Source organism: Microbacterium sp. NPDC028030 (assembly GCF_040637855.1).
In the GTDB taxonomy this organism is placed as follows: Bacteria; Actinomycetota; Actinomycetes; order Actinomycetales; family Microbacteriaceae; genus Microbacterium.
In genome coordinates this window covers 915,392-928,670 of sequence record NZ_JBEZXF010000002.1, presented here as the reverse complement: position 1 = coordinate 928,670, position 13,279 = coordinate 915,392, and the positions used below count along the sequence as shown (strand labels likewise).

The following is a 13,279-nucleotide window of genomic DNA, read 5'->3' as shown; positions in this document are numbered from 1 at the left end:
TCGCCGGTTACTTCTCGGCGGAGACGGTGACCCCGGCGAGGTTGATGCGCGAGTTGATCGAGTCCTCAGGGAAGCCGGCGACGATCGGACTCACCGCCGTGATGGTCTCGCCGTTGTACAGCCAGTCCGCCGCGTGGTCCTCCGACACGATGCGCGCGGCCTGCGCGAGGAGTTCGGCGGACTCGTCCGGGTCGACCTCCGCGAGCGCCTGCGCGTACAGCTCCTGCACCTCGGCGTTGTCGTAGCCGAAGTAGTAGTCGGGGTTGGCGAAGTTGCCGAAGTCGCGCGGCTCGACGTGCAGCACGAAGCTGAGGTCGTAGTCGTGGTTGGTGTACACGTCTTCCAGCCAGGTCGGGAACTCGACCGAGTTCACCTCGAGGGAGACGCCGACCTTCTTGAAGTCGGAGATCAGCACCTTCGGCACGGTCGTGCCGTAGAACGACGGGATGGTGAGTGTGAGGTCCAGGTCCTCCTGGCCGGCTTCGGCGAGCAGCTCCTTCGCCTTGTCGGGGTCGTACGAGATCACATCCGACAGGTCTTCGTAGCCGGGGTCGAGCTCCGGGATCGGTCCGTACAGGGTCGTCCCGGCGCCGACCGCCTCGATGAGGGCCTCGTGATCGATGGCCAGTCGCAGCGCCTCGCGTACGCGGACATCGTCCAGCGGCGCCTTCTTGTTGTTGAAGGCGAGCGTCGCCTTGTCGGTCGTGCGGCCCTTCGTGAGTGCGAAGTCGCCGGAATCCTCGAGCTGGGGCGCGAGGTTGGGGTCGACCGCGGTGAGCACGTCGACGTCACCCGCGAGCGCGGCGTTGACGCCTGCCGTGAAGTCGGGGATGTACTGGAACTCGACCTGGGCGACGCCTGCTTTCTCGCCCCAGTAGTCGTCGTTGCGCGCGAAGGTGATGGTGCTGCCTTTGTTCCACCGGGTCAGCGTGAACGGCCCGGTGCCGTTCTCCGCCGACTTGAGATCGGTCGTGTCGCCGGTCTTGAAGACCAGTCCGGCCGGCCCCGTCAGCGCGAACAGGAAGTTCTGGTTCGGAGCGGTGAGGACGATCTGGACCGTCGTCGCATCCGGCGCGGTGATCGATGCGACCGAGGCGAAATCGGCGTTGCCCTGCACCGTCGCGTCGGTGCGGACCGTCTCGTACGAGGAGACGACGTCGGCCGACGTGAGCGCCGTCCCGTCGTGGAACGCGACACCGTCGTTCAGGGTGAACGTGTACGTCAGGCCGTCGTCGGACACCGTGTAGTCGGAGGCGAGGCGGCCCTCGATCTCGTTCTCCTGCGTGCGGCTGACCAGACCCTCGTAGATGTTGTCGATCAGGATCTGCTCGAGGGCGGCACCGCTGGTGTGGCGGATGTCGAGGTTGGTGGGCTCGAGGACCAGGCCGACGTGCAGGGTGGCGTCCGGGTCGGGCGCCCCCGTGGTCGTCGACGGCTGGGGCGCGGAGGAGCCTGCGCAGGCGCTGAGCACCACCGCGGTGGCTGCGAGCGCGGATATCAGCGCGAGACGTCGGGTGCGTCGGAACATGGGGTGTTTCCTCTCGGTGCGGCAGATGCTGTGTGCCGTTGGATCGAGCCTAGAGTTGCGTGGCGGGGTGCGGGTGGGGTGTGGAACGAATCGTCATACTCCGTGCGCAGCGGACGCGGAGGCGATGAGCGCGGCCAGGGCGACCGGCGCCGTCTCCTGGACGTTGTGCGTCGCCTCCAGGGTGACCAGGCGCGCGGAGGGGACACGGTGCTGCAGCTCGGCAGCATCCGATTCGCTCACGAATCCGCGTTCGGCGCGGACCAGCGTGAGGGGAGCCTCGACCCCGGCCAGGTCGTCCCACCCTGTCTCATGCAGCGCGGAGGGGGTCGCGGCGGACCCGGGGTCGTGCGCGGCGAGGGACTGTGCGGCGAGATGGGCGAAGTGATGCTTCCATTCGATGCGGCCGTCGGGGCGCACGCGCGTGTTGAGGAAGACGCCGCGCTCGGTCTCGGGGCGGCTGCCGCCGAAGCCGAGCGACATCGCCTTGTCGACGAGCTCATCGCGAGTCGCGAAGTCGGTGGGGCCCTCGTAGAACGCGCGGAGGGCGGCAGGGCCAGCGGTGACATCGATTCCCGGAGTGATGTCGACGATCACGAGCTCCGACACCAGGTCGGGGCGTGACGCGGCGAGCGCCGCACCCGTGAGGCCGCCGAGCGATTGTCCGACGACGAGCTGCGGGGGAAGCGACCAGGCGTCGAGGGCGTCCGCCACGTCGCGCGCGAGGGTGCGCGGCGTGTAGTCCTGGTCGTCGCGCCACGAGGAATCTCCATGACCGGCGAGGTCGATCGCGAGCAGCGGCTGGCCCAGGGCGAGGGCCGTGGTGTCCCAGGTGTGGGCGTTCAGCCCCGCGCCGTGCAGCAGCGTCACGTGCGGAGTGTCGGTGCCGAAACGGAGTGCGCTCAGAGTGCGTCCGTCGGCGAGGGAGAGAGTCAGGCGCTCCACCGCGGGGAGGGGGACCCCGAGTGCGTCGGCCTGTGCGGGAAGATAGCTGAACTCGCTGTTGTCGATCGCCACGTCCACATTCTGCGCCCTCGCGACGACGCGAGAGAAATGCGAGAGCAGAATGCTCATCTATTCTGCGTAACATGTGGGCTTTATGTGAATCTCACGCGTTCACATGTTGCCATTCTGCATTCCGTGTCCTCGCGACGTCCGGACCCGTGGGATCGGACGGCGAATATCATGGAGTCATGAGCGAGACGCGTGTGCACCTGTCCAAGACTGAGCCTGCCGCCTATCAGGCGCTCGATGCGTTCTCCAGGACGGTCGGACAGATCTGCGCCGCGAACGGCATCGACGATCGCCTCAAGGAGATCGTCATGATCCATTGCTCCCAGCTCAACGGATGCGCGTATTGCGCGCGGATCCACGTGGATCGCGCCATCGCGGCAGGCATCGACACCGACACGCTCACCCAGATCCCGACCTGGCGCGAAAGCGGCGTGTTCAGTGAGCGGGAGCGCGCGGCGCTCGAACTCGCCGAGGCGTTCACGTTCATCTCCGAGGACGGGGTCTCGGACGAGGTCTACGACCTGGTCGGCAGCGTCTTCACCGAGAAGGAGTATGCGGCGCTGAGCTGGGCGTGCGTCTCGATCAATGCGTTCAACCGTGTCGTGATCGCGGGACGCTACCCGGTCCCGGCGCGCGCGCCGAAGGCCGAGGTATGACGATCCTCGATGTGGAGGGCGTGACGAACGTCCGCGACGTCGGAGGTATCCCCGCGGCGGGCGGACGCATCCGCTCCGGTGTCCTGCTGCGGTCGGGTCAACTCTCCGGCGCGACGACGAGCGGAGCGGCGCTGCTGCGCGCGAACGTCGCGCACATCGTCGACCTCCGTGACGGCGAGGAGGTCGCGGCGGAGCCGACCGAGATCGAGGGTCCCGACACCACGCACCTCCCGTTGTTCCTCGGGTCGGTCCGCTCCTTCTTCGAGGCGGACACGAGTCTCGACGAGCTGTATCTGCACCTGCTCGAGGAGAGCGGCGATCGTATCGTCGACGCGATCCGGATCATCGCGGCGGGGGAGCGGACCCTGGTGCACTGCACGGTGGGCAAGGACCGCACGGGCGTGACGGTGGCACTCGCCCTCTCGGCGGTGGGCGCCGACAGGGAAGCGGTGATCGCCGACTACGCGCTCACCGAATCGCAGCTCCCCGTCCAGCGCTCGCAGCGCATCGCCGAGTACCTGCGCACCCAGCACCCGGAAGCGGTGAACGCGGTGGCCCTCGCGACGCAGTCGCCGGCGCCGGTCATGCGCCGTCTGCTCGAAGAGGTCGATGAGCGATGGGGATCCGCCGCGGGGTACCTGCGCGCCAACGGGATGACCGAGGAGGAACTCGCAGCACTGAGGGCCGTTCTCGTCGAGCCGAGTGAAGACGGCGCCCCGGGCGGACACTCCTCAGAGGAGCAAGGTTAGGCAAGCCTTCTCTTGGTGTACGATGGAGGCATCATGAGCACCTCCCTCGAGACCCGCAGCACGCGCGCCGAACGCCGCGCGGCCCGTCAGCGGGCGCACCATCTGGTGACGGCCGACGAGCAGTCGCTCGCCGAACTCGAGGTGTTCCTGACGACGCTGCCGCTGTGCGCGTCCGGGCGGATCTTCATCGAGGTTCCCGAGGTCGCCGACATCGGAGTGATCCAGGCGCCCCGCCGGATGACCGTCACCTGGCTCGCCCGCGAACAGCGCTCCGGGACACCGGGAAGCGGCCGTTCCTGCGCACCAGGGCAGGCGCTGGCCCGCGCGACCTGCGCCTGGGCGGACGAGATGATGTGCGACGACGAGATCGAGACGCATGTCACGCTGCTCGGCGGCTACCTCGGCACCGCCGACATCGTCGAGCACCTCACGAAGTCGCTGGAGATCTCCCCGGCGCTCATCCAGGCGCCCGAGCGCTTCGGTCTGCTGCCCGCCACGCACTGAGTCGCGCCGCGGATCGCGGTCAGCGCGTGCGCTGAACGTAGTTCCCGTCTTCCAGACCCGCTTCGATCTCGAACCGGTTGCGCAGCGGATCACGCCCCGCGAACAGATACAGGACGGGCATCAGGAAGCCGTAGCGGAGCCACTGCGCCTTGTGCACGGCTTCGTGGCGGAGCACGGCATCGCTCGGGCGCTCGTCGCCGGTCAGGAAGCACCCGCCGACGCACACGCCGCCGCGATTGAACGTCCACTGCGGCATGCCCCGGAAGATCCACAGTCCTCCGCGTCGCTCCACGGGACCGGTGCTCCACAGCGAGCCCCACACCCACCCCACGGCAGTGCCCCACGCATAGCCGAGGCGGCTGATCGGCGACCGCAGCAGGAATGACGGGATGCGAAGGTCGGCCCGCCTCCCGCGGGCGAGCGCCTCGTCGGCAGCCGGGCGCCAGTCCGAGCGCGCGCTCACGCCACGGCCCCCACCAGGCGCAGCAGGGCGCCGAGGTCATCGACGGCATCGGCGGGCGACCGAGGAGCGAAACCTGCGATCGTCGCGCCCGCCAACGGGATCTCCGCACGGAGGGCCCGGATGGCCGTGGCGAGTGCCGCCGGGGAGAGGCCGAAGGGCACCGCGGAGGAGACCCCGGCGAACTCCGGCGGATCGAGCACGTCCACATCGATGTGGACCCAGACGCGCGCGGCACCGGTCGCGCGCACGGCCTCGAGCAGCGCATCGGGTCGGTCAAGGTCGGCGACCGAGAGGTTCGTCAGCGCGTCGAGCTGCGGGATCTCCTCGTCGTCGAGGTTGCGCACCCCGACCGTGACGACGCGCTCGGGGGGGATCGCGGGGGTGAGCACGAGCTGCTCCTCGCCGTCGCCGAGCAGGGCGCGCAGGGCCATGCCCGAGAAGGCGCCGGAGGGCGAGGTCTCCGGCGTGTGCATGTCGGCGTGGGCGTCGCACCAGATGACGGCGATATCGTCCGTGCCGCCGGGAAGGGCGTCGAGAGCGGCCACCGTGACGCTGCAGTCGCCGCCGATGACGACGGTGTCGGCGTGGATATGTCCGTGCACGAGTTCGCGCGTGCGCAGCAGCGCGCTGAGGCGACGCACGCCGGTGCCGAGGGATTCCCCGGCCTCGACCGGCACCTCCAGCATCGTCGTCGCCGCGCGGGGAAGATCACCGGCGATCGCGGAGGCGCCGTCGATGAGGAGCATCGCCCGCGGGGCCGGAGAGCCCTGCCACTGCGGGATGACGAGGAATCGCACCATGGTGCCTCCCGAAAGAAGAGCGCGGATGCCCCGAGCGTGTGGCCCGGGGCATCCGCTGATCGTGTCAGTTGCCTTCGATGGCCTGACGGGGAGCGCTGCCGCCGGACTTGAGCTCGGCGAGACGGGCCTCGACCTCGGTCAGCTCACCGAGGTCTTCCAGACTCTCGAACTGCGCGTCGAGGCTGGACGCCGCCAGCTCGATCTTGCCCTGCGCGATAGCCTCCTGGCGGCGGACCTTGTCCTCGAACCGGCCCAGCTCGCTGGTGGGGTCGAGCACGTTGATCGACCCGACCGCGTCCTGCACCTTGGTCTGCGCCTCGGCGACCTTCGCGCGCGCGAGGAGCTCGCTGCGCTTGTTCTTGAGTTCGACGAGCTTGTCCTTCATGCCGTTCAGGCCGCTCTTGAGCTTGTCGACGATCTCGGTCTGCGCCGCGATCTGCGGCTCGGCACCGGTGGCCTCGCGCTCGGCGCTGATCTGGCGCTGCAGGGCGATCTTGGCGAGGTTGTCGAACTTGTCGGCGTCCGCCGCGTCGCCGCTGGCGCGCATCTCGTCGGCCTTGCGGCTGGCGGCGAGAGCCTTGTTGCCCCACTCGGTGGCCGCCTGGACGTCTTCTTCGTGATCGCGCTCGAGCAGGCGCAGGTTGCCGATGGTCTCCGCGATCGCGGACTCCGCGTCGGCGATGCTGTTCGTGTAGTCGCGAACCAGCTGGTCGATCATCTTCTGCGGGTCTTCCGCAGAGTCCAGCAGAGAGTTGATGTTCGCGCGGACGAGGGTCGAGATACGTCCGAAGATGGACTGCTTGGTCATGCGTGGTTCCTTTCAGAGGGCGTCTTCGAGAGCTTGTCGTATGTGTCTGTGTGGGGGATCAGAAGCGTCTACCTCCGGATCGACCGCTGCGGCCGCCTCCGCCGCGCGAACCGCCGCCGCCGAAGCCGGAGCTGCGGAAACCGCCGCCCCCTGAGGAGCGCCAGCCGCTGCTGCCGCTCCGGCGCGATGATCCGCCGCCACCGCCGGCGAGCAGGCCGCCGATGATGCCGCCGAGGATGTCGCCGCCGATTCCCGAGCCGCCCGACGACGATCCCGAGCCGCCGAAGAGGCCGCCCCACCCGTCGTCGCTGCTCGGGCGATAGGACTGCACGTCGGACTGCGCGGCCGACGTCGCCTGCCCGGCGAGGGCCAGGGCGCGGTTCGCCTCGGACAGTGCGGCCTCCGGATCGGTGGCGCGCAGGTTCGCCGCCTGGGCGAGGCTCGCCTCGGCACTCGCGAGGCGCGTGCGAGCGGTGGACCCGACCGTGCCACGGCGGGTCTCGATGAACTCGCGGGCCGCGCGGATCTCGGAGTTGGCCTGCGCGAGCGTCTGCTCGAGCATCTGCTGCACGCGACGTGAGCGCTCGACGCCCTCGCGACCGCGGGCGATGGCGGCGTCGATCTGGGTGTTCGCAGCCGTGAGGGCCTCGAACGCGCGCTGCGGGTTGCGCGGAGAGCCTGTGAGGTCCGCCTGCGCGAGTTGGAGCTGCCGGGCCGTCGTGGACGCCGCGGCGGCGATCGTGCCGTCCGCGTCCGGGAGCTGTTGCGCGGCGGCGAGGTCTCCCTGCAGTTCGGTGATGAGTGCCTGCGCCTGAGTCTCGATCCCGGCGAGTTCGCTGCCGAGGGTGGTGACGGCCTGCGCGAGCTGAGCGGCCTGTGCGACGGACTGCTCTGCCGTGCGGATCGCGAAGGCGGCTTCGCCGGATCGACCGGCGGCGATCGACTGAGTCGCGGCGGCGATGGAGCGATCGGCCAGAGCAGCCCGCTCCTGCGCCTGCGCCGGGTTGTCCGCGATCGTCGCGAGCGCGTCAGGAGCGTAGGTCGCGGACAGCGCGGCCAGTGCGGGCGGGGCTGCCGCGAGCACGGGATCGAGCGCCGCGCGCTCACCCCGTACGCGTTCGAGCTCCTGCGGTGCGTTCTGCTCGAGCTTGCGGAGCGCGTCGAACGCCTCGGTGTTGTCGTCCAGCACGTCGTCGATCTCGGCGGCGATCTGGATCATCCGGATATGCCATGCGCGTCGGTCGTGGATCGTGTCCTCGATCTCGTCGTCCAGCTTCTGCTGGAGATCGAACGCCTCGGCGATCTTCGCCTTCGCCGCGTCGACGACTCGGGTGAACTCCTCGGTGGCGCCTTCTCCGAACTGGGCGACCGCGAAGCCGAGCTCCTCCTTGCTGGACGTGATCGCGTCGTCGGCCTGCACGAGGGCGAGTCGTGCCTGCGTCTCGACCTGCTGGTCGGTGAGCGTGGAGAAGGGGTCGGCGGGATCGGGCTTCTCCGGCATCGCCCCGCGCCTGCGGATCTCGGCGTTGCGCCGCGACCGCCGCACCAGCGCGATGATGAGCCAGAGGAGCAGTCCGACGGCGATGATCGCGACGACGATCAGGACCGCGCGGATCGCCCCTGCGCCTCCGTCGCCCTGGATCTCGTCGGCGGCGAGGGTGATGGCTCCGACCCAGTCGCCGTCGGCGGCGAGGGGGACCATCTTCTCCTCGATGTCGTCGAGCTGGTCGAAGCTCAGCGGGCCGTCGGCGGGAGCGGAGATGTAGTAGTTGCGGCCGTCGACCGCGACCGCGAGCAGGTACTGGTCGGTGCCGAGGTTGTTCGCCTCCGCCACCGTGTCGGCCCACTCGACGTTGTCGCTCGGGTTCGTGAAGTCGTCGACGAGCACCACGAAGAGGTCGGCCGAGGAGTTGTCGGTCAGCTCCTGCAGGCGCGCCTCGACCGTCGCCTCCTGATCGGCGCTGAGCACGTCGGCCTGATCGGTGACGAACCCGGCATCGAGGGTGACCGGGTCGGTGGCGGAGGCGGCGGATGCGGAGAGCGTCCCCATCGCGGCGGCCAGTGCGAGTGCGGCCAGCGCGAGCCACCGTTTCGTCATCGTGTTCCCTCCGACCGGCAGCCGAGCCCCATGTCACGAGTCTATGCACTCCGCACGACACGCGACAGCGCCAGGGCCCTGATCGCCGTTCGCCGTCAGCGGAGGCACATACGCTGGAAGGCATGGACGACATGTACGGTTCCGATGTACTGGCAGCCGGCTGGCGCGACCGCGGTGCGAAGAAGGTGGCGCAGGTAGCCGCAGAAGCGGATCTGGTCGTGGAGGTCGCCGACGACGGGTTCTGCGGTGCGGTCACCCGCGTTCAGGGCGGCACCGTGGAACTGGAGGATCGCCTCGGCCGCCGACGGCTGTTCCCTCTCGGAGGCGGTTTCCTCATCGACGGCGCCCCCGTCCGACTCGTGGTCCCCGCGGCGAAGGAACAGGGACCACGGCGGACGGCATCGGGCTCGTTCGTCGTCTCCGACCAGCGCGCACGGGTGGCCCTCCCCAGTCGCATCCTCGTCGAGGGCAAGCACGACGCCGAGCTCGTCGAGAAGGTCTGGGGTGCCGACCTGCGCGTCGAGGGGGTGGTCGTCGAGTTCCTGCAGGGCGTCGACCTGCTCGACGAGCTGCTGGCGGCCGAGCCCCCCAGTGCGACACGTCGTTACGGCGTCCTGGTGGATCACCTCGTGCCGGGATCGAAGGAGACGCGGATCGCGCAGACCATCGCACGCGGCCCGCACGGGAAGCACCTCCGCATCGTCGGGCACCCGTTCGTCGACGTCTGGCAGTGCGTGACCCCGCGCGCGCTCGGTATCGAGAAGTGGCCCGAGATCCCTCGGGGCACCGATTGGAAGACCGGGATCTGCCGGGCGTTCGGCTGGCCCCACGAGACCCAGGGCGACACGGGACGCGCCTGGCAGCACATCCTGTCGAAGGTCACCACTTACCGGGATCTCGAACCGGCACTGCTCGGTCGGGTGGAAGAGCTCATCGACTTCGTGACCGCGCCCGCGACCTGAGTCCGCCGCGTCAGGCAGCGAGGACCGGCGACGGCGGCGGCTACCCTGGAATCATGCCCGAACCCCGTACCTTCCGTGACGAACCGGTGTCGTTCGTGCGCCGCAGCGGCCGGATGTCCGACGCTCAGGAACGCGCCTTCGCCGAACTCGGGCCGCACTACCTGCTCGACGTCCCCCGCGACGTCGCCTGGACGTCGGTGCACCCCGAAGCGCGCCTCGACCCTGTGGCCGAGTACGGCCGGGAAGCCGACCTGTACGTCGAGATCGGCTCGGGGCAGGGCCACGCGATCGTGGCGGCCGCCTCCTCCCGACCCGATGACGACTTCCTCGCGGTCGAGGTGTTCCGCGCGGGTCTCGCCAGGACCATGCTCGACGCCGACCGCGAGGGCGCCCGCAACCTGCGTGTCGTCGAGGCGAACGCGCCAGAGGTGCTGTCGTCGTACCTGCCGGAGGCCGCCGCGCGCGAGGTCTGGATCTTCTTCCCCGACCCCTGGCACAAGAAGAAGCACACCAAGCGCCGCCTGGTCCGTGCCGGGTTCGGCGACACCGCCGCGCGAGCACTGCGCGACGGCGGGCTGCTGCGACTCGCGACCGACTGGGAGGACTATGCACTCCAGATGCGCGAGGTGCTCGACGCCGAGCCGCTGTTCGAGCGCGCCTTCGACGGGGAATGGGCCGAACGCTTCGACGGACGTGTGATGACGGCCTTCGAACGCAAGGGCATCGCCAAGGGGCGAGACATCCGCGACCTGGTCTATCGGCGCCGGGCGCGCCCGTGACCGAGGTTCGGGGCGCCACCATGACGAAGCTGGGCATCCTGCCCGCACTGCTCGTGTGTGCCGCGGCCCCGGCCTTCTTCGTGCTCGAGATCCCGTGGTTGGGGTGGGCGCTGCTGGCCATCGGCATCGGTGCGTCGTGGCTGATCGAGCGCGGCCGCGAGGCCCAGGATCAGGTCGTGAGCATGGGGGCGCGTCGGGAGACCGCGACGGTGATCGGCGTGCATCGCCCGCCCTCGCTCACCCGCGATCTCTCCCTGATCGCCGTCGGTCTGCTGATCGTCAGCGTCATCCCGCTCGCCGCCGAACTCGACAACCTCGCGATGCTGCGGTTCACGCTGGCTCTGGGCGGGGCGGTCGCGGTGCCGTATCTGATCTCCCGGTTCGTCTACCGCGACCGTGCGATCGGCTTCCCATGGCGGACGCATCGGCGCTGGGGGCGGCTGCAGTGGGGCTGGCTCGTGGCCGTGCTCGTGCTGGGCTGGCTGATCCTGCCGTTCTACTTCATCACCAGCGGGGTCTATCAGAACTGGCCGGTGGTCGACACGCCTGACCTCATCGCACGGCTCTTCGTCGGCGTCGGGGCCGTCGGCATCTGGGACGAGCTCTTCTTCATCTGCACGGTGTTCGCCCTCCTGCGCCGTCACTTCCCCGACCTGATCGCCAACCTGCTGCAGGCGATCGTCTTCGTGTCGTTCCTTTGGGAGCTGGGCTATCGCGAGTGGGGACCGCTGCTGACGATCCCGTTCGCGCTCCTCCAGGGCTACATCTTCCTGCGTACGCATTCGCTCGCCTACGTCGTCACCGTGCACCTGCTCTTCGACGCCGTGGTGTTCGCCGTGCTCGTGCACGCACACAACCCCGGCCTCCTCCCGATCTTCCTCGTCTGAGGGTCTGCGAGCTCAGGTTGCCGAGCGGTCGTGGGGACGAGAGAATCAGGCCATGCTCATCGTCGGACTCGTCCTCGCCGCAGCCGCCGCTGCGTTCCACGTCTTCATCTTCGCGCTCGAGTCGCTGCGGTGGACCGAGCCGGAGACGAGGAAGATCTTCGGCGTGGCCAGCGAGGCGGACGCCGTCACGATGAAGCAGCTCGCCTTCAACCAGGGCTTCTACAACCTCTTCCTGGCGCTGACGACCCTGCTCGGCATCGGCCTCGTCATCGTCGGCGCGCAGACGGTCGGGCTGACCCTGGTGTTCGCCGGCACCGCCATGATGCTCGCCGCTGCGCTCGTGCTGGTGCTCTCGGATCGGACGAAGGTCCGTGCGGCCGCCATGCAGGGGACGCTCCCGCTGCTCGCGGTCGTCGTGACGGCCATCGGGGTCGCCGCCGGCTGAGGACCGTCCCGACCACGGGGTGACAGCCGCGCCGGCACCCGTCACACTCGATGCATGGCCGACTGGGTGCTGCACGTGGACATGGATCAGTTCATCGCCGCCGTCGAGGTGCTCCGAAGGCCGGAGCTCGACGGGCGACCTGTGATCGTCGGGGGCCGTGGCGACCCCACCGAGCGCGCCGTCGTGTCGACCGCATCCTACGAGGCGCGGGCATTCGGCATCGGGTCAGGCATGCCGCTCAAGATCGCCGCCAGGAAGGCCCCGGAGGATGCGGTGTTCCTTCCCGTGGACCATGAGGCGTACGGGATCGCCTCCGGAGAGGTGATGGCAGCGCTGCGTGCCCTGCCCGATGTCGTGGTCGAGATCCTCGGTTGGGACGAGTGCTTCCTCGGCGTCTCCACCGACGATCCGGAAGGGGTCGCGCGCGCCGCGCAGGCCGCTGTCCTCGATGCGACGGAACTGCACTGCTCGGTCGGCATCGGCGACAACAAGGTGCGCGCCAAGATCGCGACAGAGTTCGGCAAGCCGGGCGGGATCTTCCGGCTCACAGCGGAGAACTGGTTCGAGGTGATGGGTACCAAGCCGACCCGCGACCTGTGGGGCATCGGCTCGAAGGTGCAGAAGCGTCTGGCCGCGCATGGGATCGCCACGGTTCGCGACCTCGCCGATGCGGACGAGCAGACCCTCATCGCGGAGTTCGGACCGCGCATGGGCGTCTGGTATCACGGGCTCGGATCCGGCCTGGGGCCGCGCGTCGTCGACGACACGCCCTGGGTCGCGCGCAGCCACAGCCGTGAGATGACATACCAGGAGAACCTCACCACACCGGAGCAGGTCGAGTCCGCGGTCCGGGAGCTCGCCGGCCAGGCTTTCGACGACTGCGCCACGGAGGGCCGGACCGTCGTCCGCGCGCACCTCAAAGTCCGCTACGCGCCCTTCGAGACCAAGACGTCGGGCCGGAAGCTGCCGGCCCCCACCGTCGACCGGGACGAGTTCGTGGCCGCGGCACTCGCGCTCGCCAGCGCTCTCGACGCCGAGCGGGAGGTGCGTCTGCTGGGCGTGCGCGCGGAGATGACGATGCCGGACGCAGCGGCTGACGTCGAGCGGACACCCGTGCGCGGGAGGATCTGAGCGATCGGGGCGGCCCGCGGCGGTGAGCTCGACCGGCTCGGCTCACCCGCGGATCACCGCGGCCACGGCACTCACCTCGATGAGCGCCCCCGGTACTCCCAGACCAGCCACGAGCGCCGCCGTGACCAGGGGCGGTGCGCCGTCTCGTGCGAGTCTCGCGCCGACGGCGCCGTATGCGGCACGCAGGTCGGCATCCTGGTGGATCAGGACGGTCCAGCTGATGACGTCGTCGAGTCCTGCGCCGGCGGCTTCCAGCGCGATGCGCGCGTTCTCCACGGCACGGAGCGACTGTTCTCCGGCATCCGCGGAGACGACGGCACCGCTGGCGTCGACCCCGTTCTGGCCGCCGACGTAGATCGTGGTCGCTCCCGGCGGCACGACGGCGACGTGACTGAACGCAGGGCTGACGACGAGCCCCTCGGGCTGTGTGAGTGTGATCTCCATGTGCACACTCTGCT

General features: G+C 69.5%; 15 protein-coding genes. 8 read left to right on the top strand and 7 right to left on the bottom strand.

The features are described 5' to 3' along the window. Positions 1-7: 7 nt before the first annotated feature. On the bottom strand, positions 8-1,528 hold the full coding sequence (locus AB0E56_RS13485) for an ABC transporter substrate-binding protein (protein ID WP_359799663.1): 1,521 nt from the start codon (positions 1,526-1,528) through the stop codon (positions 8-10). A gap of 93 nt (positions 1,529-1,621) precedes the next feature. After that, positions 1,622-2,599: an alpha/beta hydrolase gene (locus AB0E56_RS13480; protein ID WP_359799661.1), complete on the bottom strand. Its 978-nt coding sequence runs from the start codon at positions 2,597-2,599 to the stop codon at positions 1,622-1,624. A gap of 119 nt (positions 2,600-2,718) precedes the next feature. Here AB0E56_RS13480 and AB0E56_RS13475 point away from each other — a divergent pair, with 119 nt between their 5' ends. From AB0E56_RS13475 to AB0E56_RS13465, 3 genes are read left to right on the top strand one after another with little or no spacing between them, the layout of a single operon-like run. After that, on the top strand, positions 2,719-3,195 hold the full coding sequence (locus AB0E56_RS13475) for a carboxymuconolactone decarboxylase family protein (RefSeq protein WP_359799659.1): 477 nt from the start codon (positions 2,719-2,721) through the stop codon (positions 3,193-3,195). Continuing rightward, complete coding sequence (locus AB0E56_RS13470; RefSeq protein WP_359799658.1) at positions 3,192-3,944, top strand: tyrosine-protein phosphatase; 753 nt, start codon at positions 3,192-3,194, stop codon at positions 3,942-3,944. Before AB0E56_RS13475 ends, AB0E56_RS13470 begins: the two co-directional genes overlap by 4 nt. A 33-nt stretch (positions 3,945-3,977) precedes the next feature. Next, on the top strand, positions 3,978-4,448 hold the full coding sequence (locus AB0E56_RS13465; protein WP_359799656.1) for an SIP domain-containing protein: 471 nt from the start codon (positions 3,978-3,980) through the stop codon (positions 4,446-4,448). Between the two features lie 19 nt (positions 4,449-4,467). Here AB0E56_RS13465 and AB0E56_RS13460 read toward each other — a convergent pair whose 3' ends face one another. From AB0E56_RS13460 to AB0E56_RS13445, 4 genes are all read right to left on the bottom strand, one after another. Then, a complete protein-coding gene (locus AB0E56_RS13460; RefSeq protein ID WP_359799654.1) occupies positions 4,468-4,911 on the bottom strand; it encodes a Fe-S oxidoreductase in 444 nt (147 codons plus the stop codon). Then, the gene (locus AB0E56_RS13455) at positions 4,908-5,711 is read right to left on the bottom strand and encodes an arginase family protein (RefSeq protein WP_359799652.1); all 804 of its coding nucleotides are present in this window, start codon (positions 5,709-5,711) and stop codon (positions 4,908-4,910) included. Before AB0E56_RS13455 ends, AB0E56_RS13460 begins: the two co-directional genes overlap by 4 nt. A 64-nt stretch (positions 5,712-5,775) precedes the next feature. Continuing rightward, entirely contained in the window at positions 5,776-6,519 is a 744-nt protein-coding gene (locus tag AB0E56_RS13450) for a PspA/IM30 family protein (RefSeq protein WP_359799650.1), read from the bottom strand. Between the two features lie 58 nt (positions 6,520-6,577). Further along, the gene (locus tag AB0E56_RS13445) at positions 6,578-8,617 is read right to left on the bottom strand and encodes a TPM domain-containing protein (RefSeq protein WP_359799648.1); all 2,040 of its coding nucleotides are present in this window, start codon (positions 8,615-8,617) and stop codon (positions 6,578-6,580) included. Between the two features lie 122 nt (positions 8,618-8,739). Here AB0E56_RS13445 and AB0E56_RS13440 point away from each other — a divergent pair, with 122 nt between their 5' ends. From AB0E56_RS13440 to AB0E56_RS13420, 5 genes are read left to right on the top strand one after another with little or no spacing between them, the layout of a single operon-like run. Next, positions 8,740-9,579: a DUF3097 domain-containing protein gene (locus AB0E56_RS13440; protein ID WP_359799647.1), complete on the top strand. Its 840-nt coding sequence runs from the start codon at positions 8,740-8,742 to the stop codon at positions 9,577-9,579. A gap of 53 nt (positions 9,580-9,632) precedes the next feature. Next, entirely contained in the window at positions 9,633-10,358 is a 726-nt protein-coding gene (gene trmB, locus AB0E56_RS13435) for a tRNA (guanosine(46)-N7)-methyltransferase TrmB (protein WP_359799645.1), read from the top strand. 20 nt (positions 10,359-10,378) lie between these two features. Beyond that, on the top strand, positions 10,379-11,245 hold the full coding sequence (locus AB0E56_RS13430) for a CPBP family intramembrane glutamic endopeptidase (RefSeq protein ID WP_359799642.1): 867 nt from the start codon (positions 10,379-10,381) through the stop codon (positions 11,243-11,245). 52 nt (positions 11,246-11,297) lie between these two features. Beyond that, complete coding sequence (locus AB0E56_RS13425) at positions 11,298-11,690, top strand: DUF1304 domain-containing protein (protein WP_183152422.1); 393 nt, start codon at positions 11,298-11,300, stop codon at positions 11,688-11,690. A 54-nt stretch (positions 11,691-11,744) separates the two neighbouring features. Continuing rightward, complete coding sequence (locus tag AB0E56_RS13420) at positions 11,745-12,821, top strand: DNA polymerase IV (protein ID WP_359799640.1); 1,077 nt, start codon at positions 11,745-11,747, stop codon at positions 12,819-12,821. A 42-nt stretch (positions 12,822-12,863) separates the two neighbouring features. On the opposite strand, the gene AB0E56_RS13415 is transcribed toward AB0E56_RS13420, so the two are convergent. After that, positions 12,864-13,265: a RidA family protein gene (locus tag AB0E56_RS13415; RefSeq protein WP_359799639.1), complete on the bottom strand. Its 402-nt coding sequence runs from the start codon at positions 13,263-13,265 to the stop codon at positions 12,864-12,866. Between the last annotated feature and the right edge of the window lie 14 nt (positions 13,266-13,279).

Coding starts and splice junctions, on each gene's coding strand:
- AB0E56_RS13465 (WP_359799656.1), top strand. CDS start 3,978: ATGAGCACCTCCCTCGAGACCCGCAGCACGCGCGCCGAACGCCGCGCG.
- trmB (WP_359799645.1), top strand. CDS start 9,633: ATGCCCGAACCCCGTACCTTCCGTGACGAACCGGTGTCGTTCGTGCGC.
- AB0E56_RS13420 (WP_359799640.1), top strand. CDS start 11,745: ATGGCCGACTGGGTGCTGCACGTGGACATGGATCAGTTCATCGCCGCC.
- AB0E56_RS13470 (WP_359799658.1), top strand. CDS start 3,192: ATGACGATCCTCGATGTGGAGGGCGTGACGAACGTCCGCGACGTCGGA.
- AB0E56_RS13440 (WP_359799647.1), top strand. CDS start 8,740: ATGGACGACATGTACGGTTCCGATGTACTGGCAGCCGGCTGGCGCGAC.
- AB0E56_RS13425 (WP_183152422.1), top strand. CDS start 11,298: ATGCTCATCGTCGGACTCGTCCTCGCCGCAGCCGCCGCTGCGTTCCAC.
- AB0E56_RS13450 (WP_359799650.1), bottom strand. CDS start 6,519: ATGACCAAGCAGTCCATCTTCGGACGTATCTCGACCCTCGTCCGCGCG.
- AB0E56_RS13445 (WP_359799648.1), bottom strand. CDS start 8,617: ATGACGAAACGGTGGCTCGCGCTGGCCGCACTCGCACTGGCCGCCGCG.
- AB0E56_RS13415 (WP_359799639.1), bottom strand. CDS start 13,265: ATGGAGATCACACTCACACAGCCCGAGGGGCTCGTCGTCAGCCCTGCG.
- AB0E56_RS13430 (WP_359799642.1), top strand. CDS start 10,379: ATGACGAAGCTGGGCATCCTGCCCGCACTGCTCGTGTGTGCCGCGGCC.
- AB0E56_RS13455 (WP_359799652.1), bottom strand. CDS start 5,711: ATGGTGCGATTCCTCGTCATCCCGCAGTGGCAGGGCTCTCCGGCCCCG.
- AB0E56_RS13485 (WP_359799663.1), bottom strand. CDS start 1,528: ATGTTCCGACGCACCCGACGTCTCGCGCTGATATCCGCGCTCGCAGCC.
- AB0E56_RS13475 (WP_359799659.1), top strand. CDS start 2,719: ATGAGCGAGACGCGTGTGCACCTGTCCAAGACTGAGCCTGCCGCCTAT.
- AB0E56_RS13480 (WP_359799661.1), bottom strand. CDS start 2,599: ATGAGCATTCTGCTCTCGCATTTCTCTCGCGTCGTCGCGAGGGCGCAG.